Here is a 20,875-nt window from a genome sequence, read left to right on the forward strand (position 1 = left end):
TCCGGCGCACCCGTCATGTCTTGGCCCCTGAATGCAACTCGTGGGCCAGTGCTTCCAGTTCGGCTCCGCCGGCCATCTGCCGGGTGAGTTCGGCCAGGGTGATCTCGTCCTTCGTGTAACTGCCCTGGCTGCGCCCGCGGTTGAGCAGGAGGAACCGGTCCCCGACCGGATGCGCGTGGTGCGGGTTGTGCGTGATGAACACGACGCCCAGACCCCGATCGCGCGCCCGGGCGATGTACCGCAGCACCGTTCCGGCCTGCTTGACGCCCAGCGCGGCGGTGGGCTCGTCCAGGATCAGCACCTTGGCGCCGAAGTGCACGGCCCGGGCGATCGCCACGCACTGCCGTTCGCCGCCGGAGAGCGTACCCACCGGCTGCTCCACGTCCCGCAGGTCGATGCCCATGTCGAGCAGCGCCCGACGCGCGCCGGCACGCGCCTGCGCGATGTCGAGCCGGGCGAACGGCCCGCGCCCCTTGCGGGGTTCGGAGCCGAGGAAGAAATTGCGCCACACGCTCATCAGCGGCACCACGGCCAGGTCCTGGTAGACCGTGGCGATCCCCCGGTCCAGCGCCTGGCGGGGCGAGTGGAAGTGCACCGGCGCACCCTCGACGAGGTATTCGCCGCTGTCGTTGGTGTGCACGCCGGCCAGGATCTTGATGAACGTCGACTTGCCCGCGCCGTTGTCCCCCAGCACACACGTGACTTGGCCGGCGTCGACCGAGGTGGACACGTCGTCGAGCGCGATCACATTGCCGAACCGCTTTCCCACGCCGCGCAGTTCGAGCAGGTGCCCGGCGCCGGCTCGGGTGGCACCCGAACCGAGCGGGGCGGGGGCGTCCGGTGCGGCGCCGGTCGGCCGGGGTTCGGGAGTGGTGTTCGTCATCGGCGGGACCTTTCCGCGCGGCGCCGGAAGGAGTTGTTGACCAGCACGGCGGCGAGCAGCATCACCCCGAGGAAGAGCTGGAACCAGTCGCTGTTCCACTTCGCGTAGACGATGCCCTGGCGGGCCATGCCGAAGATGAGCGCGCCCAGCGCGGCGCCGATCGCCGACCCGTAGCCGCCGGTGAGCAGACAGCCGCCGATCACCGCCGCGATGATGTACTGGAATTCGAGCCCGATGCCCTGATTGGCCTGGACCGAGGTGTAGCGCAGGATGTTGATCGAGCCGACCAGCCACCCGGCCGCGGCGGTGGTCATGAACAGCACGATCTTGGTCCGGTCCACCGGGACGCCGACGTTGCGCGCGCTCACCGGGGCGCCGCCGACGGCGTAGATCCAGTTGCCGAACCGGGTACGGGCCAGCACCCACGTGGCCAGCGCGGCCAACAGCAGCCACCACAACACGGAGACCTGGATCTCGGTGCCGGCCACGGCCATCGTCGAGGCGAAGAACCGCCCGGCCGACTCGTAGCCGTCGGTGGCCCGCATCCCGCTGACCTGGACGCTGTTCGTCACATGCCGGGTGACCCCGAGGTTGAGGCCCTGGAGGGCCAGGAACGTGCCGAGCGTGATGATGAAGCTGGGCAGTCCGGTACGCACCACCAACCAGCCGTTGAGCGCGCCGACGGCCAGGGCGAAGAGCAGGGACACCGCGAGCGCCGGCCAGACGGACCAGCCCGCGCGGGTGGCGAGCATGGCGGTGATCAGCGCGGTCGAGGCGGTCATCACCCCGGCGGACAGGTCGAATTCGCCGCCGATCATCAGCAGGGCCACGGCGACCGCCATGATGCCCAGGGTGGCCGAGTCGTCCAGCCAGGTCGCGGCGCCTGCGGCGGTGAAGAACCCGTCGGCGACGACCGAGAAGAACACCATGACCAGCACGGCGCCGATCAGCGAGCCCAACTCCGGCCGCACGAGCAGTCGGTGGGCCAGCCTCACGGGCGACACCCGCTCGTCGCCGGCGCGCGCGGGCCCGGGCGCCTCGGTGCCGGCGCCGCCGGAGATCTGCACCGACGGCGCGGGGGTGGGCGCGGGCTTCGACGGTGGAGTCGTGGTCATCTCGTCCCCCGCTGCGCGTATCCGGCCACCGCATCGACGTTGTTCTTGTCGACGAATCCGGGACCGGTCAGGACCGGCTTGCCGCCCCCGACGGTGTTGGCGTTGTCCCGATACAGCTTGATCATCGTCACCGGCAGGTAGCCCTGGAGGTATTGCTGCTGGTCCACCGCGAAGACGATCTTGCCGCCCTTGATCGCGGTGACCACGTCGGGGTTGAGGTCGAACGTGGCGATCTGCGCCTTGGAGTCGGCGTCGCCGACCGCGCCGACGGTGACTGCGGCGACCTGCGGATTGAGCGCGAGCACGGCGTCGATCGAGGAGTCGGACTGGAGCGCGCCGCGGATCCGGGCCTGGGTGTCGGTGGGGTTGCCGATGTCGACCTGGAGGGTCTGCGTCGCGCCGCCGAAGCCGGCCTTGGCGCCGTCGCATCTCTGGTTCAGGCCGATGTTGCCCGCCTCGTGGATGACGCACAACATCTTGGTCCGGCCCGCCTGCTTGAGCTTGGCGCCGGCTGCCTCGCCGGCGATCGACTCGTCCTGGCCGACGTGCGCGATCGCGCCGAACTCGGCGGACCTGCTCTGCCCCGAGTTGATGGTGATCACCGGGATGCCCTTGGCGGTGGCCGCCTTGATCGAGTTGGCCAGCGCATCCGGGTTGGCCATCGAGACCACGATCCCGCCCACCCCCTGGGTGACCGCGTTGTCGATCAACCGGGCCTGGCCGGCCGGGTCGCCGTTGCCCTGGTATTGGACGTCGACGCCCAGCTTCTTGCCGGCGTCCTGCGCGCCGTTTTGTACGACGCTCCAGAACGCGTCACCGGCCGAGCCGTGGGTGATCACGGCCACCGTGTTGTTGCCCTTGGCCGCGATCGTCGGGGCGCTGTTCGCGGTGTTCTTGGCGTCCGGGTCCGAACCGGAGGGACTGCTGCAGGCGGCGAGGACGAGCGCGGACACGCCGAGGGCTGCGGCGAATCCGAGGGAACGTCGGGGCATCGAATACTCCTCGTCAGGACGTTCGGGAGGTTCGGGAGGTTCGGGGGAGGTGATGAGGGTGAGGGTTGGGCGCGGCTCGGGTGCGTGGGCGGCTGGGGGTGCGCGGCGTACCGGGCACCCGGCCCGGTAGGTGTGTCGTACCCCGACCGGGCGAGCGAATCCGCTCGCCGCGCCGCGCCCGACACCCACCGGTCAGTTGCCGCGCAGGTGGGCCAGCCCGCGCGCGGTGTCCCGGCGCGGCAGGTCCGCGTCCGCCGGGTCGTCGCCGAGGCGCATGTCCTGTTCGAGGACGTACCAGTTCCGATAGCCCGCCGCGCGCAGCGTCGCCACTATCTCGGCGACCGGGACGTTGCCCTCGCCGATCGGGCGGTATATGCCGCGTGCGACCGCCTCGGCGTAGGTCAGCGCGCCGGACCGCACCAGCGCGGCGGTGTCCGCGTGGACGTCCTTCAGGTGCACGTGCCCGATCCGGTCGGGGTGGCGGCGGACCAGGTCGAGCGGGTCGGTGCCGCCGATCAGCAGGTGGCCGGTGTCCAGGCACAGCGGCAGGCTGCTGTCCCGGAGGAATCGCTCGACCTCCGCCGCGTTCTCCACGTGGGTGCCGACGTGCGGGTGCAGCGTGGCGCGCAGGCCGAGGTCGGCCGCGATCCGGGCGATCTCCTCCGTGGTGGCGATCAGTTGCCCCCACTCCGCGTCGGACAACTCGGGTCGGGTGTCGTAGCCGTCCAGGCCGGTGGCGGCGGCCAGCACCAATACCTCGCCGCCGGCCGCGGCGATCAGTTCGGCGGTGTGCGCGGCGGCGGTCAGCGTCTGCGCCGGCCGGTGCGGGTCGTGCAGGACGAGGGCGGCGAAGGAGCCGACCAGGGTCAGGCCGTGGCCGGCCAACACGCCCTTGAGCGCGGCGGGGTCGTCCGGCAGGTAGCCGGGCGGGCCCAGTTCGGTGGCGGTCAGGCCGAGAGCGGCCATCTCGCCGAGCACGGTGTCCACCGGGAGCATCGGGCCCCAACCGGGCACCTCGCACACCCCCCACGTGATCGGCGCGCCCGCGAGCCGCAGATCGTCTCCCGCGGGGGCGCTCACGGCGCCACCTCGCCGAGCGCCGACACCGCCGGGTCGACGGCCGGCAGCTCCGGGACCACCGGGCGCCCCTCGCGCCGCGACCGCTCGCAGGCCTCGGCCAGGATCAGGCTGCCCAGCGAGTCGCGCACCGGCGACGGGTTGGCCATCCGCCCGGCGACCACCTCGACGAACACCCGCATCTCGTTGCCGTACGCCCGGGCGAAGCGCTCCGGGAAGCCCGGGTAGGCGTCCGGCCCGGCCTGCGGTCCGCCCTCCTCCAGCGAGGTCAGCGGGGTGCGCGGGTCCAGACCCACCGCGAGCGACTGGGCCGAGCCCAGTACCTCGATGCGGTGGTCGTATCCCGCCGGGTTGTGCCGCCCGCCGGTGAGCACCGCGTGCGCCCCTCCTGCGAAGCGCAGCATGACCACCGCGTTGTCCACATCGTCGGCGTCCGCGAACGCCTGGTCGACCAGCACCGATCCGCCGGCGTACACCTCGACCACGGGTTCGCCGATCAGCCACGGCACCGCGTCCAGGTCGTGGATCAGCAGGTCGCGGAAGATCCCGCCGGACGCGGGCAGGTAGCCGAAGTCCGGCGGCGCGGCGTCCTGACCGACCGCGCGGACCAGGTAGGGCGTACCCACCTCACCCGCGTCCAGGCGCCGCTTCAGCTCGACCACCGCCGGGTCGAACCGGCGCTGGAAGCCGACCAGCACCGGCACCCCGCTCGCCTCCACCTCGGCGATCAGCGCGCGCATCGCCGGCACGTCCGAGGCGATCGGCTTCTCGCACAACGTGGGGACGCCGGCGGCGACGGTGCGGCGCACCATCTCCGGGTGGGTGTCGGTGGGCGTGGCCACCACGACCCCGTCCACCTCGCGGAGCAGGGTGTCGAGGTCGGCGACCGCCTCGGCGCCGATCTCCCGGGCGAGGGCGTCCGCGCGCCCCGGTTGGGGATCGAACAGGACGAGCTTGTCGACCGTCTCCAGGTCGGTGAGGTTGCGCGCATGCATCGCGCCGATCCGCCCCACGCCTGCGACTCCGATACGCATCAGATTCATTTCTCCAGTGGGCAGGTGGAACTTGGCAGCCGAGCCGATCGAGGAGCCTCCCCGGGTCCGGCCGACGGAGCACTCCGTGCGTTGGCGCGCTCCACTGTTTGGAGCGCTCCAATCCGAGAACGCCCCAAGACTGATACTCGCCGTCCGAGCATGTCAAGGGTCACCCGCCACGTTGGCCGAACGTGGTCGACACACCAGGATCGGTGGGTATTACAGCCATTCGTCGGGTCGGTCGCCACAGCCCTGGCCCGCCGGAGTGGAGCGCTCCATTCTTTGGAGCGCTCCAAGCGTGTATCTTCTGTTCAGGTTGTCGGTCGGGAACCCGGTGTGACCGGGGTCCGGCCGCATGGGGATCGTGGGGATCACGGCGTCGAGGTTCGGACGCCGGGTGGACGGGGCGCGGTTGTGCGGGTCGCGCTCCCACCGTGACGTCGGCGTCGTGGAGTCGTCGTCGCGAGTCGACGCCACCGACCCGGCCGACGGCGCGCCGTCGGATCGACAACGCCGCATCCGGGAGAAAGGTGAGCATCAGTGTCCGGTCCCACCCTCGAGGACGTCGCCGCCCGCGCCGGGGTCTCCCGCTCCCTCGTGTCGTTGGTGATGCGCGACTCGCCCAAGGTCAGCGAGGGCCGGCGGCAAGCCGTGCTCGCCGCCGCCCGCGAGTTGGGCTACCGCCCCAACCTCAACGCCCGCACGCTGGCCACCGGCAACAGCAGCACGCTCGGCGTGATGATCTCCGATCTGCACAACCCATACTTCGCCGAGGTGGTCGACGGCGTAGAGGCCGCCGCGCACGACAACGGCATGGAGATCATCCTGGGCACCGGTGGCCGCCGGCCCGCGCACGAGCGCCGCAGCGTCGAGCGCCTGCTCCAGTTCCGTCCGGCCGGCCTGCTCCTGCTCGGCCCGGTGGTGGAGACCGCGGCGATCGAGGAGGCCGCGTCCCAGGTGCCCACCGTCCTGGTCGCCCGCAGCGTGCGGGCGGGGCACGTGGACACGGTCAACGACGACGGCGCCACCGGATCGGCGCTGGCCGTCGAGCACCTGGCCGCGCTCGGCCACCGCGACATCGTGCATGTGGACGGCGGTGGCGGCTCGCAGTCGTCGGTCCGCCGCCGGGGCTACGAACAGGCGATGCGGCGACTGGCGTTGGCCCGCCACCTGCGCGTGGTGCCGAGCGAGTACACCGACATCGGCGGGGCCGCGGCCGCCCGCGCCCTCCTGGCCGGCGACGCGCTCCCGACCGCGATCGTCGCGGCCAACGACTTCAACGCGGTCGGCATCATCGGCGAACTGTCCGAGGCCGGCGTCCGGGTGCCCCAGGACGTGTCGGTGATCGGCTACGACAACACCCATCTGGCCGGGCTTCGGCACATCGGGCTGACCACGATCAACCAACCGAGGGAGGAGATGGGCCGGCTCGCCACCGAGACCCTGCTCCAGCGCCTGCGCGGCGAACGCACCCGGGCCGCCCGCCACCTGCTGCACCCCGAGCTGGTCGTCCGCACCAGCACCGGCGCGCCGAGGAGTTGAGCGCTGACCGACTCTTTGCCGTGCCCGGTCCGCTCCGGTGCCACACTGGCGATCATGCGAAGGGCCGGCGGCGTACACCGGCCGCCGGCAACGGACAGGAAGCGCAGGGGCATCGTGGTGGTTCGTCCTCCCTGGGAATTGACGACGGTCGAGGTACGCGAGCGGGTGATCCGCCGCGCCCGGCTGTTGCTCGTCGTGGGTCACGGGCGCGGCCGGCGCACGGTCGTCCTGGACGCCGACACCGGCGATTTCGTCGGGATACCGGGTCGGCCACGCGGCCCCGAGACCGAAGCGTTGTCGTTGTCGCCCGACGGAACCCACGTCGTCTTCCGCGCCGGCTCGCGGTGGCGGTCGGCCCGCCGGCTGGTCGTGCACACGCTGGCCACCGGCGAACAGCGCACGTTCGACGCCCGCGCCGACGGCCTCGACCGACAGGCCGTGCTCTCCCCGGACGGGTTCTCGCTGGCCACGCTGGGCGACCTCGACGACGACGTACTGGTCTCGATGCTCGACATCCGCACCGGTGCCCGGCGGCGCCTGTGGTCGACCGAGGGCATGAGCATCCTCAGCGGTTGGCTCGGCTGGTCGCCCGACGCTCGCCGGCTGGCCGTCACCTACGACACCCACGACGCGGACGGCCGGACCGTGGTGATCGACGCCCGCGACGGCCGCGTCGTCAGCCGCCACGAGGGCATGGTGGCCCTGCCCGGCGCCAACGGCGGCTGGCTCGGCCCGGACGAACTGCTGCTCACCCCGGACGAGTTCGACACGGACACACCACCCGTGTTCCTGGCCCGCCCGAACACCGGCGAGATCGACCGGCACGACCCGGAACTCGCCTGGCTCGACCGGCTGGCCGCCGTCGACGGCCGGGTGATCCAACGCGAGAACATCGACCCCGACGTGGCCGGCGTACGGCTGGTGAGCACCGAACTCGACGGCACCGAGCCCCGCCCGTTCCTGACCATCGGCCCCGGGCCGGGCCTCGCCCTGTTCGACCACGCCCCACGATCGGGAGCATGGTCGGCCTGACCCGGCGCCACCGGCCGCGCGCGCCCCGGCCCCTCGTCGCATCGATAACCCCTGGGTTAACCCCGGTTCCGGGATCGGCCGTTGTTCGAAGCCGGCGCACCCGCGAATCTTGAGGTGTCGGAAAGAACGGCACGGCGGACCACCTGGAAAGCCACCGTTCCAACGCCCAACACCTCATCGCCACAAGGGAGTTCATCATGGCTGCCATCGACAACACGCTCGTCGCCGGCTCGACCGCCAAGGCCCGCACCCGTGACACCGTCGGCCGCTGGCTGACCGCCGGCGCCGTCGCGAACACCCTGATGGCCGGCACCTACGTCGCGTTCTCCGCGGTCGTCATGCCGTGGCTCGGCACCAAGAGCGACGCCGACTTCGTGACCACCATGCAGGACATCAACACCGGCATCGAGAACCCGCTGTTCTTCGCGGTCTTCACCGCCGCCATGGCCGCCCCCGCCGTCGCCGCCTGGAAGCTCCGCAAGCTCGGCGGCGGCACCGCCATGAAGTGGGCCCTCGCCGCCCTGGCCCTCTACACCACCACGGTCCTGACCACCTCGGGCATCAACGTCCCCCTCAACCAGATGCTCGCCCACGCCGGCAGCGCCGACCCCACCAAGACCCGCACCGACTTCGAGACCACCTGGAACATCTGGAACGGCATCCGCGCCGCCCTCTCCACCATCGCCGCCTACGCCTCGGTCAAGGCTGTCCGCCTGCACCGCCGTAACCGCGTCTGACCTCGGCCCGACCGAAATCGACGGCGAACGCACGAGCGTGGCGCACGAGTGTTCGGGTGCCGGCCGGACGGGTCACTGAGTGACCCCGGTACCCGAGCGGCAGCGCCGAAGCGCGGTCATAGTGGGCCAATGGACGATCACACCGTCACCGGACGTGTCATCGCGGTACTCGACGCGGTCGCCGCCCAGCGCACCCCTGTTTCGCTGGCCGAACTGACCCGCCGCACCACGATCCCCAAGCCGACCGTGCGACGCATCGCACACGATCTGGTTCGCCGCAGATTGTTGGACCGTTGCGGCCACCGTTATCGGCTCGGCAGCCGATTACTGGATCTGGGCATGCGTGCCGCGGCGCAGCAGGGCCTGCATCGCATCGGCACCCCGCATGTCCAGGATCTCTTCGCCCGCACCGGGGAGATCGTCTGGATCAATACGTTCACCGACACGGCCCTGACTCTGGTGGGCACCGCATTCGGCGCCAACCGGGCCCAGGACGTGCGGCGCGGCGGCTGGCCGCTGCCGATCGACAGCCCCGCCTTCCCGAACACCGCCGCCGGCCGGGTGCTGATGACCCGTCGGCCGGACCTGGTCGAGCACCTGCGCGCCCGCCCGCCGGCTCCGCTCACCCGCTACGCGGCCGGTTCGTGGGCACGGCTCGACGCCGCGGTCGACGTGGTCCGCGACACCGGGACCGCGATCGAGCAGGAGCAGTGTCTGCTCGGCTACTCCTGTGTGGCCACCGGACTACACGCTCCGGACGGTGAGTTGGTCGGAATGATCGGCATCACCGGCCGCATCGGCTCCTTCGACGCGCACCGCGCGGCCCGCCCGCTGCGCTCCGCGGCCCTCGACATCGACCGGGCCTTCGCGGCCACGCACGCCGCGCCCTCCGCGGAGATCGCGACGATCGGGCGCTGACGTGCGACATGCGCGACATGCCGCCGCCGACCGGTCGCGTACGGCGCGAACGATCGGCGGCGGCCAACCCGCGGGCGCGTCGGCGTGATCGCGCCCCCGGGTGCTCACCGGCGGGTCGAACCCGCGGATGGGATGGGCTACATCGGGGTGACGTACGCCCCGGCGATGCCGCCGTCGACCAGGAATTCGGCCGCGTTCACGAACGACGCGTCGTCGCTGGCCAGGAACGCGACCGCGGCGGCCAGTTCCTCGGGCTCGGCGAACCGGCCCACCGGGATGTGCACCAGGCGGCGCGCGGCCCGCTCGGGGTCCTTGGCGAACAACTCCTTCAGCAGCGGGGTGTTCACCGGTCCCGGGCAGAGCGCGTTGACCCGGATGCCCTCGCGGGCGAACTGCACGCCCAACTCGCGCGACATGGCGAGCACGCCGCCCTTGGACGCGGTGTAGGAGATCTGCGAGGTCGCCGCGCCCATCACCGCGACGAACGACGCGGTGTTGATGATCGAGCCGCGGCCCTGCCGGCGCATGTACGGCAGCGCGGCCTTGCAACACAGGAACACCGAGGTCAGGTTGACCTCCTGGACCCGGCGCCAGGCGTCCAGGCCGGTGGTCAGGATCGAGTCGTCGTCGGGCGGCGAGATGCCGGCGTTGTTGAACGCGACGTCCACCGAGCCGTAGGCGTCGAACGCGGCCTTGAACAGCGCCTCGACCTGTTCCTCGTTCGTCACGTCGACCCGGACGAACAGGCCGCCCACCTCGGCGGCGGCAGCCTTGCCCGACGCCTCGTCGATGTCGGCGCACACCACGTTGGCGCCCTCGGAGGCCAGTCGCCGGGCGGTGGCCAGGCCGATTCCGCTGCCCGCTCCCGTGACGACGGCGGTACGGCCGACCAGGCGGCGGCACACGGGGGTCTGCTCGGTCACTTAGTTCTCCTCGGTGCTGATGAACACGTTCTTCGTCTCGGTGAAGGCGACCAGGGCATCCGGACCCAGTTCGCGGCCCAGGCCCGATTGCCCGAACCCGCCGAAGGGGGTCGAATAGCGGACACTGCTGTGCGAGTTGACCGACAGGTTCCCGGCCCGAACGGCCCGCGAAACGCGCAGCGCGCGCCCGACGTCGCGGGTCCACAGGGATCCGGACAGGCCGTACGCGGTGGCGTTGGCGAGCCGTACCGCGTCGGCCTCGTCGTCGAACGGCAACACGACGGCCACGGGGCCGAAGATCTCCTCGACGGCGGTACGGTCCGCCGCGGACTCCGGGGCGAGCACCGTGGCCGGATACCAAAAGCCCTTGCCGGCCGGCACCTCGCCGCGGATCACGGCCGGCGCGTCCTCGCGCACATACGAGCGCACCCGCTCGCGGTGGGCCGCAGAGATCAGCGGCCCCATGTGCGTGTCGGGGTCGTTCGGATCGCCGACCCGGAAGGCCCGTACCGCCGGTTCGAGCAGTTCCAGGAACCGGTCGTACACCGAACGCTGCACCAGGATCCGGGTGCGCGCACAGCAGTCCTGCCCGGTGTTGTCCAGGAATCCGCCGGGGGCGGCGGCCGCGGCGGCCTCGACGTCCGCGTCGGCGAAGACGATGTTCGGGCTCTTGCCGCCGAGTTCGAGGGTGATCCGCTTCAGCCCGGCGGCGCAGCGGGCCATGATGTCCTTGCCCACGGCCGTGGAGCCGGTGAACACCACCTTGGCCACGCCCGGGTGCTCCACCAGGGCCCGTCCGGTCACCGGTCCCGCGCCCGGCAGCACCTGGAACAGTCCCTCCGGAAGCCCCGCCGCCAGGCCCAGTTCGGCCAGGCGCAGCGCGGTCAGCGGGGTGGTCTCGGCGGGTTTGAGCAGGACGGCGTTGCCGGCCGCGAGCGCCGGGGCCAGGGCCCAACCGGCGATCGGCATCGGGAAGTTCCACGGCGCGATCACCGCGACCACGCCAAGCGGTTCGTGAAAGGTGACGTCGAGGCCGCCGGCCACCGGAATCTGCCGGCCGTTCAGCCGTTCGGCCCCGCCCGCGGCGTAGTCGAGCAGGTCGCGGACGTTGCCCGCCTCCCAACGCGCGTTGCCGATCGGGTGTCCGGCCTCGCGGACCTCCAACCGGGCCAGTTCCTCCAGGTGTTCGTCCACCACTACGGCAAACCGGCGCAGTACGCGGGCCCGGTCCCCGGGGGCGCGGGCCGCCCACTGTTCCGCGGCCCGGGCGGCGCGGGCCACCGCCGCGTCCACCTCGGCGGCGGGCGTGGCCGCGACGGTGGCGACGATCTCCTCGGTGGTCGGGTCGATGATGTCGTGCTCGTGCGGCCCGTCCGACGTGAATCGGTCGTCGGGTGCCTGGTGTTCGGACAACGTTCCGATCCTCACATACGTTCGAAGGAGCGGAAGCGCTCCCAGTCGGTGACCGCGGTGTCGTACGCGTCCTGTTCGACGCGCGCCATGTGGAGGTAGTGCTCCACCACCTCCGTGCCGAAGGCGTCCCGGGCGATCGTGGACTGCGCCCACAACTCGGCGGCTTCGCGCAACGTGCCCGGTACGTGCGGCGCGTCGCCCGTGTAGGCGTTGCCCGTGCACGCCTCGCCCGGATCCAGTTCGTGCTCGATGCCGTACAGCCCGGCGGCGATCATCCCCGCGACCGCGAGGTAGGGGTTGACGTCGCCGCCCGGGAGGCGGTTCTCGAAGCGGTGCGCGTGGCCGTGTCCGACCACCCGCAGCGCACACGTGCGGTTGTCCGGGCCCCACGCGACGGCGGTCGGCGCGAACGAGCCGGGACGGAAACGTTTGTACGAGTTGATGTTGGGGGCGTACAGCAGGGTGAACTCGCGCATCGCGGCCAATTGTCCGGCCAGGAAGTGCCGCATCGTCTTCGACATCCCGTAGGCGCCGGCCTCGTCCGCGAGCACGGGCCGGCCGGCCTCGTCCCGCAGGGACAGGTGGATGTGGCACGAGTTGCCCTCGCGCTCGTCGTACTTGGCCATGAAGGTGAGCGACATGCCCTCCTGCGCGGCGATCTCCTTGGCCCCGGTCTTGTAGACGGTGTGCTGGTCGCAGGTGACCAGTGCCTCGTCGTAGCGGAAGGCGATCTCGTGCTGGCCGAGGTTGCATTCGCCCTTGGCCGACTCGACGGTCATCCCGGCCGCGCCCATCTCGTTGCGGATGCGGCGCAGCAGTGGTTCGACCCGGCCGGTGCCCAGGATCGAGTAGTCGACGTTGTATTGGTTGGCCGGCGTCATCCCGCGGTAGGCGCGGTCCCAGCCGGCTTCGTAGGTGTCCTTGAAGACGATGAACTCGAGTTCGGTGCCGGCGTGCGCGGTCCAGCCGCGTTCGGCGAGCCGGTCGAGTTGGCGGCGCAGGATCTGGCGCGGCGAGGCCACGACCGGGGAGCCGTCGTGCCACACGAGGTCCGCGGTCAGTTGGGCGGTGCCGGGGTGCCAGGGGGTGCGGCGCAGGGTGGCGAGGTCGGGGCGCAGCACGAAGTCGCCGTAGCCGCGCTCCCAGGACGACATCGCATAGCCCGAGACGGTGTTCATGTCGGTGTCCACGGCGAGGAGGTAGTTGCAGCCCTCGGTGCCGTGGGAGAGCGTGTCGTCGAGGAAGAACCGGGCGGCGAAGCGCTTGCCCTGGAGCCTGCCCTGCATGTCGGTGAAGGCCAGGACTACCGTGTCGATTTCCCCGGTGTCGACGAGTGCGCGCAGCTCGTCGACGGACAGCGGGGGCGTTCGGTCTGCCAAGGGAATGCCTCCTGTCGGTCCAACCGGAAGCCATAAGGTATGGCCGTGAACCATTGATTGGGAAGAGCTGGAGGGGAGGGATCGTGGCCGAGGGATCGGGGGCGGACCGCCGGGACCGGTTGTCGCCGCTGCTGCGCCCGGTTCGCGCGGGCAACGGCTTCGAGGAGGCGCTGGAGCAGATTCTCCAGGTGATCCGGCTCGGCCTGGTCGCGGACGGCGGCCGACTGCCGGCCGAGCGCGAACTGGCCGATCGACTGGGGGTCAGCCGGGTGACCCTGCGCGAGGTGCTGAAGGTACTGGCCGACCAGGGCATCGTGGAGAGCCGCCGGGGACGCTACGGCGGCACCTTCGTGCGTGAGCGCCCGGGGCCGGTGGGCGACGGCTCGGCGGCCGAGCTGCGGCGGCGGATCGCGCGGGTGGACGTGGAGGACACGCTGCGCTTTCGCGAGGTGCTGGAGGTGGGCGCGGCGGGGCTGTGCGCGGCGCAGGGCCTGGACGAGGCGCAGGCCTCGCGGTTGCGGGCGGCGCTCGACCGGACCCGGGACGCGCCGCTGGCGGAGTATCGGCGCTGCGACACGCTGCTGCATCTGACCCTCGCGGAGTTGTGCGGTTCGCCCTCGCTGGCCGCCCAGTACGCGGCGGTTCGGGCCACCGTGAACGATCTGTTGGACTGTATCCCGTTGCTGGTGCGCAATCTGGAGCATTCGCAGCATCAGCACACCGCGCTGGTCGAGGCGATCCTGGAGGGCGACCCGGACGCGGCGGCCGAGGTGATGCGCGAACACTGCGCGGGAACGGCGGCCCTGCTGCGCGGTTTTCTGGCCTGACGGGGGGCGACGGGGCGGCTTGGTCGATGCCGACCGCGGGGCGCGTGAGGGTCTTCCGCGCCCGGCCGCATCGCCTCGGCGCACACCCCACGACCCCCCTGCCGCCCCCGCGACAGGCTTTCCGGGCATCCCGCGACGGCCCCGTGCCGGCGTCCCGCGACGCCCGCTTTCGGGGCCGTCGGGCGTTTCGTGTGTCGATATCGATTCGCCCCGGGGTCTTGCGCCGCCCCGACTCGACCGGCAAAGGTATGCGCTCGAACCAATAATCACCCCTCCCCCTCACCCTCCCTCCCGTCAGGAGTGGCTCGTGGTCGACGACATGGCAGCGCGCACGAAGCAGGGCGGCGGCACCGACACGACCGCCGCGACCGGCACGGCGGACACCTACCTGGAGAAGCGCACCCTGCGCCGCGGCAGCGCCGGTTGGCTGCTGTTGACCGGCCTGGGTGTGGCCTACGTGGTCTCGGGCGACTTCTCCGGGTGGAACTACGGCCTGGCCGAGGCCGGCTTCGGCGGGCTGGCGATCGCCGCCGCGCTGATGGGCCTGATGTACACGTGCATGGTGTTCTCGCTGGCCGAGTTGGCCTCGATCCTGCCCGCGGCGGGCGGCGGCTACGGCTTCGCGCGCCGCGCCCTCGGGACCTGGGGCGGCTTTTTGACCGGGACCGCGATCCTGATCGAGTACGTCCTGGCCCCGGCCGCGATCGTGATCTTCATCGGCGACTATGTGGAGTCGCTGAACCTGTTCGGCCTGGAGTCGTCGTGGCCGGTCTACCTCGCCTGCTTCGTGATCTTCATCGGCATCCACCTGTGGGGCGTCGGCGAGGCGCTGCGGTTCAGCTTCGTGGTGACCGGCATCGCGGTGGCCGCGCTGCTCATCTTCGCGGTCGGCGCGTTCACCGAGTTCGACGGCGGCGGGCTGAACGACATCCCGGTAGATCACGACGCGCTCGGCGCCAACTCGTGGCTGCCGTTCGGCCTGCTCGGCATCTGGTCGGCGTTCCCGTTCGGGATGTGGTTCTTCCTGGGCGTGGAGGGGGTGCCGCTGGCCGCCGAGGAGACGAAGGATCCGGCCCGTACGCTGCCCAAGGCGATGGGCCTGTCGATCGGCGTGTTGCTGCTGCTGGCCGTGCTCACCTTCCTGGCCGCGACCGGGGCGCACGGGTCGAACGCGGTCCTGGACGCGGGCAACCCACTGGTGACGGCGCTCCAGGGCGACGGTGATCCGACCGCGCTGAGCCGGTTCGTCAACTACGCGGGTCTGGCCGGCCTGGTGGCCTCGTTCTTCTCGCTGATCTACGCCGGGTCGCGGCAGCTGTTCGCCCTGTCCCGAGCCGGTTACCTGCCCCGTTTCCTGTCCCTGACCAGCCGCCGCAAGGCGCCGTGGCTCGGCCTGGTGGTCCCCGGGGCGCTAGGCTTCACGCTGGCCGCCTGGAGCGGGGACGGCGCCCGGATGCTCAACATCGCGGTGTTCGGCGCGACGATCTCGTACGCGCTGATGTCGCTGTCGCACATCGTGCTCCGCCGCCGCGAACCCGATCTGCCCCGGCCGTACCGCACGCCCGGCGGCAGCCTCACCTCGTCGGTGGCCTTCGTACTCGCCTGCTCCGCGCTGGTCGCCACGTTCCTGGTGGACAAGGAGGCCGCGTTCATCGCGCTGGGTGTGTACGCGGTCGCGCTCGCGTACTTCGCGCTGTACAGCCGGCATCGTCTGGTGGCGAACGCGCCGGAGGAGGAGTTCGCGGCGCTGGCCGCCGCCGAGGCCGAACTCGACCGGGACTGACCCCGGCGCCCGCCCCATACCGACCCGTGGACCCCCGAGCCCCGACCCCACCGAACCCCGGCCCCCGTCCGCCGCGCACCGTGAGGAACCGAGCCACCCGCCATGCCCAAGCCCCTGATCGGTATCAGCACCTACCACGAGGAATCCGTCCGCTGGGGCGCGTGGCACCAGCCCGCCGTCCTGGTCCCGCTCGACTACCCGACGTACTTCCGGCGCGCCGGCGGCCTGGCGGTCCTGCTGCCGCCGGACGAGCCCGAGGCGGCGGCCGAGACGGTGGCGCGGGTGGACGCGGTGGTGATCGCGGGCGGGCCGGACGTGCGGCCGCAGCGCTACGGCGCGCAGCCGCATCCGCGGACCGGGCCGACCAACGATGCGCGCGACGTCTGGGAGATCGCGCTGATCGAGGCGGCCCTCGGATCGAACACGCCGCTCCTGGCCATCTGCCGGGGCATGCAGTTGCTCAACGTGGTGCTCGGCGGCACGCTGATCCAGCACCTGCCGGACGTGGTCGGCCACGGCGAGCACTCCGGCCCGCCCGGGACACTGGCCGCGCACGTGGTGGAACCGCTCCCCGGCACGCTGTTCGGATCGCTGGGCGCGGAGCCGTACGAGGTGCCGACCTACCACCACCAGGCGGTGGACCGGCTCGGGGACGGGCTCGTGGTGGGCGCCCGGGCCCGGGACGGCATCGTGGAGGCCGTGGAGCTGCCGGGCGACGGCTTCGTGCTCGGCGTGCAGTGGCACCCCGAGGCGGGCCGGGACACGCGCGTCGCCGACGCCTTGGTCGCCGCCGCGCGCCGGCCGCACCTGGTCTCCGCCCGACGGCCCGAGACGGCGCCGCACACCGCGACGATCACCGATTTCCCCTCGCCGGTGGCCTGAGCCTCACAGGCCCTTGGCGCGCCGGGCCGGGTCGAGGGACATGGTCGCCTCGATCAGCGACTCCAGATCGGGATCCGCCCACGGCCGGGCGTCGACCAGCGGTGTGCGGCGCCGGCCGGTGGCGATGTCCTCCAGGATGTCGGCGGCGCCGACCCCGTCGCCGACCTGCCGGTCGGTGGCGGGCGGGCGACCGGTCCACGCGGCCCGGAAGGAGGCGCCGAGGCTGTACACCTCGGCGGCGTCGCTGAGCTCGATGTGCTCGCCGGGCCCGGTGTCCAGGAGGCGCCTGGCTATCTCGGGCGCGGTGGTCAGGTCCATGCCGCCCCGATAGGGCACCGACAGCGGGAGCAGGTCGGGATGCTGGGCGAGGTCGTGGTCGATGAACTCGATCTCGCCGCCCGGGGTGACCAGGATGTTCATCGGCTGGATGTCGCCGTGATGCCAGCCCGCCGCGTGCAGCCGGGCCAGCCCCGCGAACGCCCGGTGCGCCAGGACCGGCAGGTGATGCGCCCGGCCGGGGCCGCCGCGTCGGGCGGAGGCGCACCATCGCCACAGGGTCACCCCCGGCCGCCACTCCACCGCGGTCCACAGCCCGGCGCCCACGTGCCCATAGGTGCCCGAGACCGGGTACAGCCCCTGCTTGCGCAACAGCGTCAGCGCCCGCGCCTCGTGGCGCAGCGGGACGGCCTCCGCCGGGCTCTCTGCGGTCTTGATCCGCCACTGTCCCGCCCGCCACGCGTTGGTGTGGTGCGCGGTCAGCGGACGCGGACGGTCGGCGATGCCGAGGGCGTCCAGCGCGGCGGCGAGCAGCGGATCCATTCCCCGATCTTCGCAGGCGCCCGGGACACCGTGGACGGCCTGGGGGGATGACGGCGGGTCTTCGGGTCACGCGGTGGGCGCGCGCTCAGCCGCAGACGGCGCGGAGGGGGTCGCTCGGTCGGCTGCGGCCGTGCCGCAGGGTGTGTGCGATCCGGGCGGATATCGGCAGCCCGGTCGCGCTCTCGATCCAGCCGAACTCGCCGACGCAGTTGGTCTCCAGGTAGGTCCACCCGGCGGCGGTGACCACGAAGTCCAGGGCGGCGTAGGTGAGTCCGAGATCGCGCACGTGCTCGACGCAGGCCCGCGCCAGGTCCGGCGGCGGGGTGATCACCCGGTGCTCGCACGCGTCGGCGGGCACGGAGCGCCAGTCCAGTTCGCCGTCGGTGCTGATCGCCGCGGCGAAGACCCGGTCGTCGACGACCGTCACCCGCGCGTCGAACAGCCGGTCCTCGACCAGGGCCTGGAGGTAGTGCAGGGTGCCGGCGATCCCGGACAGGTCGTCGGAGAGCCGGATGCGCGTGGTGGGGATGAACGTGGTGTGCCGCTGGGTCAGCGCCTTGACCACGACCTTGTCCCGATGCGCGGCGATGAACGCGCGCGCGGCCCCGGGGTCACTGGTGAACAGCGTGTCGGGCACGGTGAAGCCGCGCCGCGCGGCGGCCCGTAGCTGGGTGGGTTTGTGACGCGATGCCTCGACCACGGTGGGATCGTCGATCCACACCTTCAGCGGCTGCGCGCGCAACAGGCCCAGCAGCGCGGTGGTGTTCTCGTCCGCCCGCCAGCGCTCCTCGGCGGGGGCAAGCGTGTCGGGGCGGGTGGGCTTGCGCCAGTAGACGGCGCAGTGCTCGTCCAGGGTCACCGTCGCGGTGCCGGAACTCAGCACGGTGCGCCAGCGCCCGCCGCTGAAGTGCCCGGTGACCAGCGGCCGTTCGCGCATTCGCCCCGGGTCCAGACGCAGGACGGCCGCCGGGCCGCCGAGGAGGTGAGCCGCCACCATGTCGGCGGTCAGATCCTCCTCGGTGGCCACGATCACGACGCCCGCGCCGTGATCAGTCATCCTTCTTGTAACCCCGGGGTTCCTGCGTGCCTGTGTACGTGCCGGAGTTCACCGCGTGGATCAGCAGCTTCCCACCCGCGGTGACGTTGACGCACAGATCCGGGTCGTAGTGGTGACGGGGCAGCACGGGCGCCCCACCCATGGGAACCGGGGCCCTGCGGCCGAGGATCAAGGGACCGGTCATGGCCTCTCCTGACTGTGAACGGTGCGACGACCCGAAACGGTGCGTCATGTTCATCAACGCTGAGACTGCCCCGATCAGTTGCACTCACAGCCAAAGAAGCCAACCGGGTTCCCGTTTCCACCCGACACCGCCCGGCCACGCGCCGGGCCGTTTGCCCTCGATGCCCGAATCGCAAACGGCTCGGAGCCCGACTCGGCGACCGGGAGCCGACCCCGAGCCGCCTCCCCCGGGCCCGGTCCAGCCGGGGCCGGGGGAAGGCGGGCCGGTCAGTCGCGCTCGGCGGGGTGGACCGTGCCGGCGTAGCGGCGGGTGAAGCCGTCGGGGGCGGTGATCGTGATGTCGTAGCGGCCGTGTTCGTCGGTGGGCCAGGAGACCGCGTCGTGGGCGCGCGAGCCGATCCAGTGGTCGCGCGCGGTGCCGCCGAAGTCGTTCGGGGTGATGGTGAAGCGGACTTCCGTGTCGCCGTCGTTGCCCAGCTGCAGGTCGAGCCGCGCCGAGTCCGGCCGGCGCCCGCGCAGCGTGGCCCGGACCGACGGTACGGGGATGTCGCGCTGCGGCTCGCGCACCACGGTGCCGGCGAAGCGTCGCACGAAGCCGTCCGCCCCGTGCACGCTGAAGTCGTAGGCTCCGTCCGTACCCGCCGCCTCCCACACGTACGTCGCGTTCTTGCCGGCCGCCACCGTGAACGGCGTCCCGGCGAACGGCAGCGCGATGTTCGGGAACACGGTGAAGTGGTAGCCCACCGTGCCCTCGTTGACCAGCGTGCACACCACCCGACCGGTGCTCCGGTCCACGGTCGCGTCCGCCCACGGCCGATACGGCAGCGGGCGATGCGGCCGGTAGCCGGGTTCCTGGACCGGCACCTGCTGTGCGCCGGGCTCGGGCAACCGCACACCGGGCAGCGCCTTGGCCGCGTCCGCCTTGGCGATCAGCTCGTTCGTGTCCGGCAGCGCCGGGATCGTGAAGTCGGGCCGGCCGAAGTCGAAGCACGAGGTCAGGTCGCCGCAGACGGTGCGCCGCCACGCGGATATGTTGGGCTCCGCGACGCCCGTCACCGTCTCCAGGAAGCGCAGCACCGACGTGTGGTCGGCCACCTGCGAGTTCACCCGCCCGCCCCGGCTCCACGGCGAGACCACCCACAGCGGCACCCGCGACCCGAGACCGATCGGCCGCCCGCCGACGAACTCCTCGGGCGTGCCCGGCTCCGGCATCGGCGGCACCACGTGGTCGAAGTAGCCGTCGTTCTCGTCGTACATCAGCAGGAACACGGTGTGCTTCCACACCTCGGGGTTGGCGAACATCGAGCGCAGCGCCGTATTCACCCAGTGCGCCCCGTAGTTCGGCCCGGCATCGGGGTGTTCGCTGAACAGGTACGGTGCGACCAGCCAGGAGACCGTCGGCAGGGTGCCGTCCTTGCAGTGCGCGTCGAACGCGCTCAGGTCCCACTTGGTCATCGCGTTCACATACCGCGGGTCGTCCTTGGCGAACGTGTGGAACTGCTTGAAGTACGACAGCCCGTTGTCGTCGTAGTCGCCGTAGCGCTCGTCCTTGCTCGGGTTGTGGTATACCCGCCAGCTCACCCCGGCGGCGGAGAGCCGCTCGGCGTAGGTCGTCCAGTCGGCGACCGGGTTGTCCGTCACGGGGGTGTTGTCGATCCACGGCCCCGTGGTGCCGTCCCGACCGGGTCCCGCCGTGCCCGACCACAGGTAGAGCCGGTTCGGGTCGGTGGGCCCGTTGAGCGAGGTGAAGTACGCGTCGCAGACGGTGAACGCGTCGGCGAGGGCGTACTGGTACGGGATGTCCTCCCGGGTGAAGTAGCCCATCGACCGCTCGCCCTTGGCCGCCACCCAGCGGTTCTGCGCGCCGTTGTTGACCGCGGTGTGCCCGGTGGTCCAGTCGTGCGGGAGGCCGCCGGCATTCTGCGCGTTGTACTTGGTGGAGTCCATCCGGTACGGCAGCAGATAGCCGCCGTCGGTGCGGCCCGGGTGCGGCTGGCGGAAGACGTCGCCGCCGCCCGGCAGGACCAGCCCCTGCCGGTCGGCGAAGCCCCGCACGCCCGCGAGGGCGCCGAAGTAGTGGTCGAAGCTGCGGTTCTCCTGCATCAGGATCACCACGTGGCGCACGTCCTTGATGCTGCCCGGCGCGGGCCGGCGGGCGGCGTCCACGGCCGGATCCGGATCCGCCTGCGCGGGCGTCGCGGTGAGACCCACCGCGCCGGCCGCGCCGACGGCCGCGGAGGCCCCCACGAAGGAGCGGCGGCTGAACTCGGTCATGGCGA

19 protein-coding genes are annotated in these 20,875 nt (G+C 71.9%); 7 read left to right on the top strand and 12 right to left on the bottom strand.

What is annotated here, in order from left to right; all coding sequences use genetic code 11:
* Window positions 1-13: 13 nt before the first annotated feature.
* The 5 genes from ACFXKZ_RS22130 to ACFXKZ_RS22150 all read right to left on the bottom strand — a co-directional run bounded on the left by ACFXKZ_RS22130 (window position 14) and on the right by ACFXKZ_RS22150 (window position 5,245).
* Window positions 14-883, bottom strand: a complete 870-nt coding sequence (locus ACFXKZ_RS22130) for an ATP-binding cassette domain-containing protein (protein ID WP_380002627.1) — start codon at window positions 881-883, stop codon at window positions 14-16.
* Window positions 880-1,998, bottom strand: coding sequence for an ABC transporter permease (locus ACFXKZ_RS22135; protein WP_380002628.1), 1,119 nt, complete (start codon window positions 1,996-1,998; stop codon window positions 880-882). Before ACFXKZ_RS22135 ends, ACFXKZ_RS22130 begins: the two co-directional genes overlap by 4 nt.
* Window positions 1,995-2,990 carry a sugar ABC transporter substrate-binding protein gene (locus ACFXKZ_RS22140; protein ID WP_380002629.1) on the bottom strand — a complete coding sequence of 332 codons (996 nt, stop codon included), beginning with the start codon at window positions 2,988-2,990 and terminating at the stop codon, window positions 1,995-1,997. The genes ACFXKZ_RS22135 and ACFXKZ_RS22140 overlap by 4 nt, the downstream gene beginning before the upstream one ends.
* Before the next feature lie 192 nt (window positions 2,991-3,182).
* Window positions 3,183-4,070: a TIM barrel protein gene (locus ACFXKZ_RS22145; protein ID WP_380002630.1), complete on the bottom strand. Its 888-nt coding sequence runs from the start codon at window positions 4,068-4,070 to the stop codon at window positions 3,183-3,185.
* Window positions 4,067-5,245: a Gfo/Idh/MocA family oxidoreductase gene (locus ACFXKZ_RS22150; RefSeq protein ID WP_380002671.1), complete on the bottom strand. Its 1,179-nt coding sequence runs from the start codon at window positions 5,243-5,245 to the stop codon at window positions 4,067-4,069. The genes ACFXKZ_RS22145 and ACFXKZ_RS22150 overlap by 4 nt, the downstream gene beginning before the upstream one ends.
* A gap of 396 nt (window positions 5,246-5,641) precedes the next feature.
* Between ACFXKZ_RS22150 and ACFXKZ_RS22155 the strand changes: the two genes are divergently transcribed.
* From ACFXKZ_RS22155 to ACFXKZ_RS22170, 4 genes are all read left to right on the top strand, one after another.
* Complete coding sequence (locus tag ACFXKZ_RS22155; protein ID WP_380002631.1) at window positions 5,642-6,643, top strand: LacI family DNA-binding transcriptional regulator; 1,002 nt, start codon at window positions 5,642-5,644, stop codon at window positions 6,641-6,643.
* Between the two features lie 54 nt (window positions 6,644-6,697).
* Window positions 6,698-7,675 carry a hypothetical protein gene (locus tag ACFXKZ_RS22160; RefSeq protein ID WP_380002632.1) on the top strand — a complete coding sequence of 326 codons (978 nt, stop codon included), beginning with the start codon at window positions 6,698-6,700 and terminating at the stop codon, window positions 7,673-7,675.
* Window positions 7,676-7,872: 197 nt separating this feature from the next.
* The gene (locus tag ACFXKZ_RS22165; RefSeq protein ID WP_380002633.1) at window positions 7,873-8,412 is read left to right on the top strand and encodes a DUF1772 domain-containing protein; all 540 of its coding nucleotides are present in this window, start codon (window positions 7,873-7,875) and stop codon (window positions 8,410-8,412) included.
* Between the two features lie 129 nt (window positions 8,413-8,541).
* Window positions 8,542-9,330 (top strand): IclR family transcriptional regulator, encoded by a 789-nt coding sequence (locus ACFXKZ_RS22170; RefSeq protein ID WP_380002634.1) that lies wholly within the window; start codon window positions 8,542-8,544, stop codon window positions 9,328-9,330.
* A gap of 137 nt (window positions 9,331-9,467) precedes the next feature.
* On the opposite strand, the gene ACFXKZ_RS22175 is transcribed toward ACFXKZ_RS22170, so the two are convergent.
* From ACFXKZ_RS22175 to ACFXKZ_RS22185, 3 genes are all read right to left on the bottom strand, one after another.
* Window positions 9,468-10,253 (bottom strand): 3-oxoacyl-ACP reductase, encoded by a 786-nt coding sequence (locus tag ACFXKZ_RS22175; protein ID WP_078981401.1) that lies wholly within the window; start codon window positions 10,251-10,253, stop codon window positions 9,468-9,470.
* Window positions 10,254-11,606, bottom strand: a complete 1,353-nt coding sequence (locus tag ACFXKZ_RS22180; protein WP_380002672.1) for an aldehyde dehydrogenase family protein — start codon at window positions 11,604-11,606, stop codon at window positions 10,254-10,256.
* A gap of 71 nt (window positions 11,607-11,677) precedes the next feature.
* Window positions 11,678-13,045, bottom strand: coding sequence for a glutamine synthetase family protein (locus ACFXKZ_RS22185; protein ID WP_380002635.1), 1,368 nt, complete (start codon window positions 13,043-13,045; stop codon window positions 11,678-11,680).
* 83 nt (window positions 13,046-13,128) lie between these two features.
* On the opposite strand from ACFXKZ_RS22185, the gene ACFXKZ_RS22190 reads away from it, so the two are divergent.
* The 3 genes from ACFXKZ_RS22190 (at window position 13,129) to ACFXKZ_RS22200 (ending at window position 16,537) form a co-directional block, all read left to right on the top strand.
* Window positions 13,129-13,872, top strand: a complete 744-nt coding sequence (locus ACFXKZ_RS22190) for a FadR/GntR family transcriptional regulator (protein ID WP_380002636.1) — start codon at window positions 13,129-13,131, stop codon at window positions 13,870-13,872.
* Window positions 13,873-14,191: 319 nt separating this feature from the next.
* A complete protein-coding gene (eat, locus tag ACFXKZ_RS22195) occupies window positions 14,192-15,655 on the top strand; it encodes an ethanolamine permease (protein ID WP_380002673.1) in 1,464 nt (487 codons plus the stop codon).
* A 102-nt stretch (window positions 15,656-15,757) separates the two neighbouring features.
* Window positions 15,758-16,537: a gamma-glutamyl-gamma-aminobutyrate hydrolase family protein gene (locus ACFXKZ_RS22200; protein ID WP_380002637.1), complete on the top strand. Its 780-nt coding sequence runs from the start codon at window positions 15,758-15,760 to the stop codon at window positions 16,535-16,537.
* A 3-nt stretch (window positions 16,538-16,540) separates the two neighbouring features.
* Here the strand turns inward: ACFXKZ_RS22200 and ACFXKZ_RS22205 are convergent, their stop codons facing one another.
* The 4 genes from ACFXKZ_RS22205 to ACFXKZ_RS22220 all read right to left on the bottom strand — a co-directional run bounded on the left by ACFXKZ_RS22205 (window position 16,541) and on the right by ACFXKZ_RS22220 (window position 20,870).
* Window positions 16,541-17,356 carry a hypothetical protein gene (locus ACFXKZ_RS22205; protein WP_380002638.1) on the bottom strand — a complete coding sequence of 272 codons (816 nt, stop codon included), beginning with the start codon at window positions 17,354-17,356 and terminating at the stop codon, window positions 16,541-16,543.
* Between the two features lie 85 nt (window positions 17,357-17,441).
* Entirely contained in the window at window positions 17,442-18,413 is a 972-nt protein-coding gene (locus ACFXKZ_RS22210; RefSeq protein WP_380002639.1) for a hypothetical protein, read from the bottom strand.
* A complete protein-coding gene (locus ACFXKZ_RS22215) occupies window positions 18,406-18,597 on the bottom strand; it encodes a hypothetical protein (protein ID WP_078981407.1) in 192 nt (63 codons plus the stop codon). Before ACFXKZ_RS22215 ends, ACFXKZ_RS22210 begins: the two co-directional genes overlap by 8 nt.
* A gap of 266 nt (window positions 18,598-18,863) precedes the next feature.
* Complete coding sequence (locus ACFXKZ_RS22220) at window positions 18,864-20,870, bottom strand: phosphocholine-specific phospholipase C (protein ID WP_380002640.1); 2,007 nt, start codon at window positions 20,868-20,870, stop codon at window positions 18,864-18,866.
* Between the last annotated feature and the right edge of the window lie 5 nt (window positions 20,871-20,875).

Source organism: Embleya sp. NPDC059237, assembly GCF_042754105.1.
Classification (GTDB): domain Bacteria; phylum Actinomycetota; class Actinomycetes; order Streptomycetales; family Streptomycetaceae; genus Embleya.

What these genes read in the sequence shown, in the direction of transcription:
- ACFXKZ_RS22130 (WP_380002627.1), bottom strand. Translation starts at nt 883, where the DNA reads ATGACGAACACCACTCCCGAACCCCGGCCGACCGGCGCCGCACCGGAC.
- ACFXKZ_RS22135 (WP_380002628.1), bottom strand. Translation starts at nt 1,998, where the DNA reads ATGACCACGACTCCACCGTCGAAGCCCGCGCCCACCCCCGCGCCGTCG.
- ACFXKZ_RS22140 (WP_380002629.1), bottom strand. Translation starts at nt 2,990, where the DNA reads ATGCCCCGACGTTCCCTCGGATTCGCCGCAGCCCTCGGCGTGTCCGCG.
- ACFXKZ_RS22160 (WP_380002632.1), top strand. Translation starts at nt 6,698, where the DNA reads ATGCGAAGGGCCGGCGGCGTACACCGGCCGCCGGCAACGGACAGGAAG.
- ACFXKZ_RS22165 (WP_380002633.1), top strand. Translation starts at nt 7,873, where the DNA reads ATGGCTGCCATCGACAACACGCTCGTCGCCGGCTCGACCGCCAAGGCC.
- ACFXKZ_RS22170 (WP_380002634.1), top strand. Translation starts at nt 8,542, where the DNA reads ATGGACGATCACACCGTCACCGGACGTGTCATCGCGGTACTCGACGCG.
- eat (WP_380002673.1), top strand. Translation starts at nt 14,192, where the DNA reads ATGGCAGCGCGCACGAAGCAGGGCGGCGGCACCGACACGACCGCCGCG.
- ACFXKZ_RS22200 (WP_380002637.1), top strand. Translation starts at nt 15,758, where the DNA reads ATGCCCAAGCCCCTGATCGGTATCAGCACCTACCACGAGGAATCCGTC.
- ACFXKZ_RS22205 (WP_380002638.1), bottom strand. Translation starts at nt 17,356, where the DNA reads ATGGATCCGCTGCTCGCCGCCGCGCTGGACGCCCTCGGCATCGCCGAC.
- ACFXKZ_RS22210 (WP_380002639.1), bottom strand. Translation starts at nt 18,413, where the DNA reads ATGACTGATCACGGCGCGGGCGTCGTGATCGTGGCCACCGAGGAGGAT.
- ACFXKZ_RS22215 (WP_078981407.1), bottom strand. Translation starts at nt 18,597, where the DNA reads ATGACCGGTCCCTTGATCCTCGGCCGCAGGGCCCCGGTTCCCATGGGT.
- ACFXKZ_RS22220 (WP_380002640.1), bottom strand. Translation starts at nt 20,870, where the DNA reads ATGACCGAGTTCAGCCGCCGCTCCTTCGTGGGGGCCTCCGCGGCCGTC.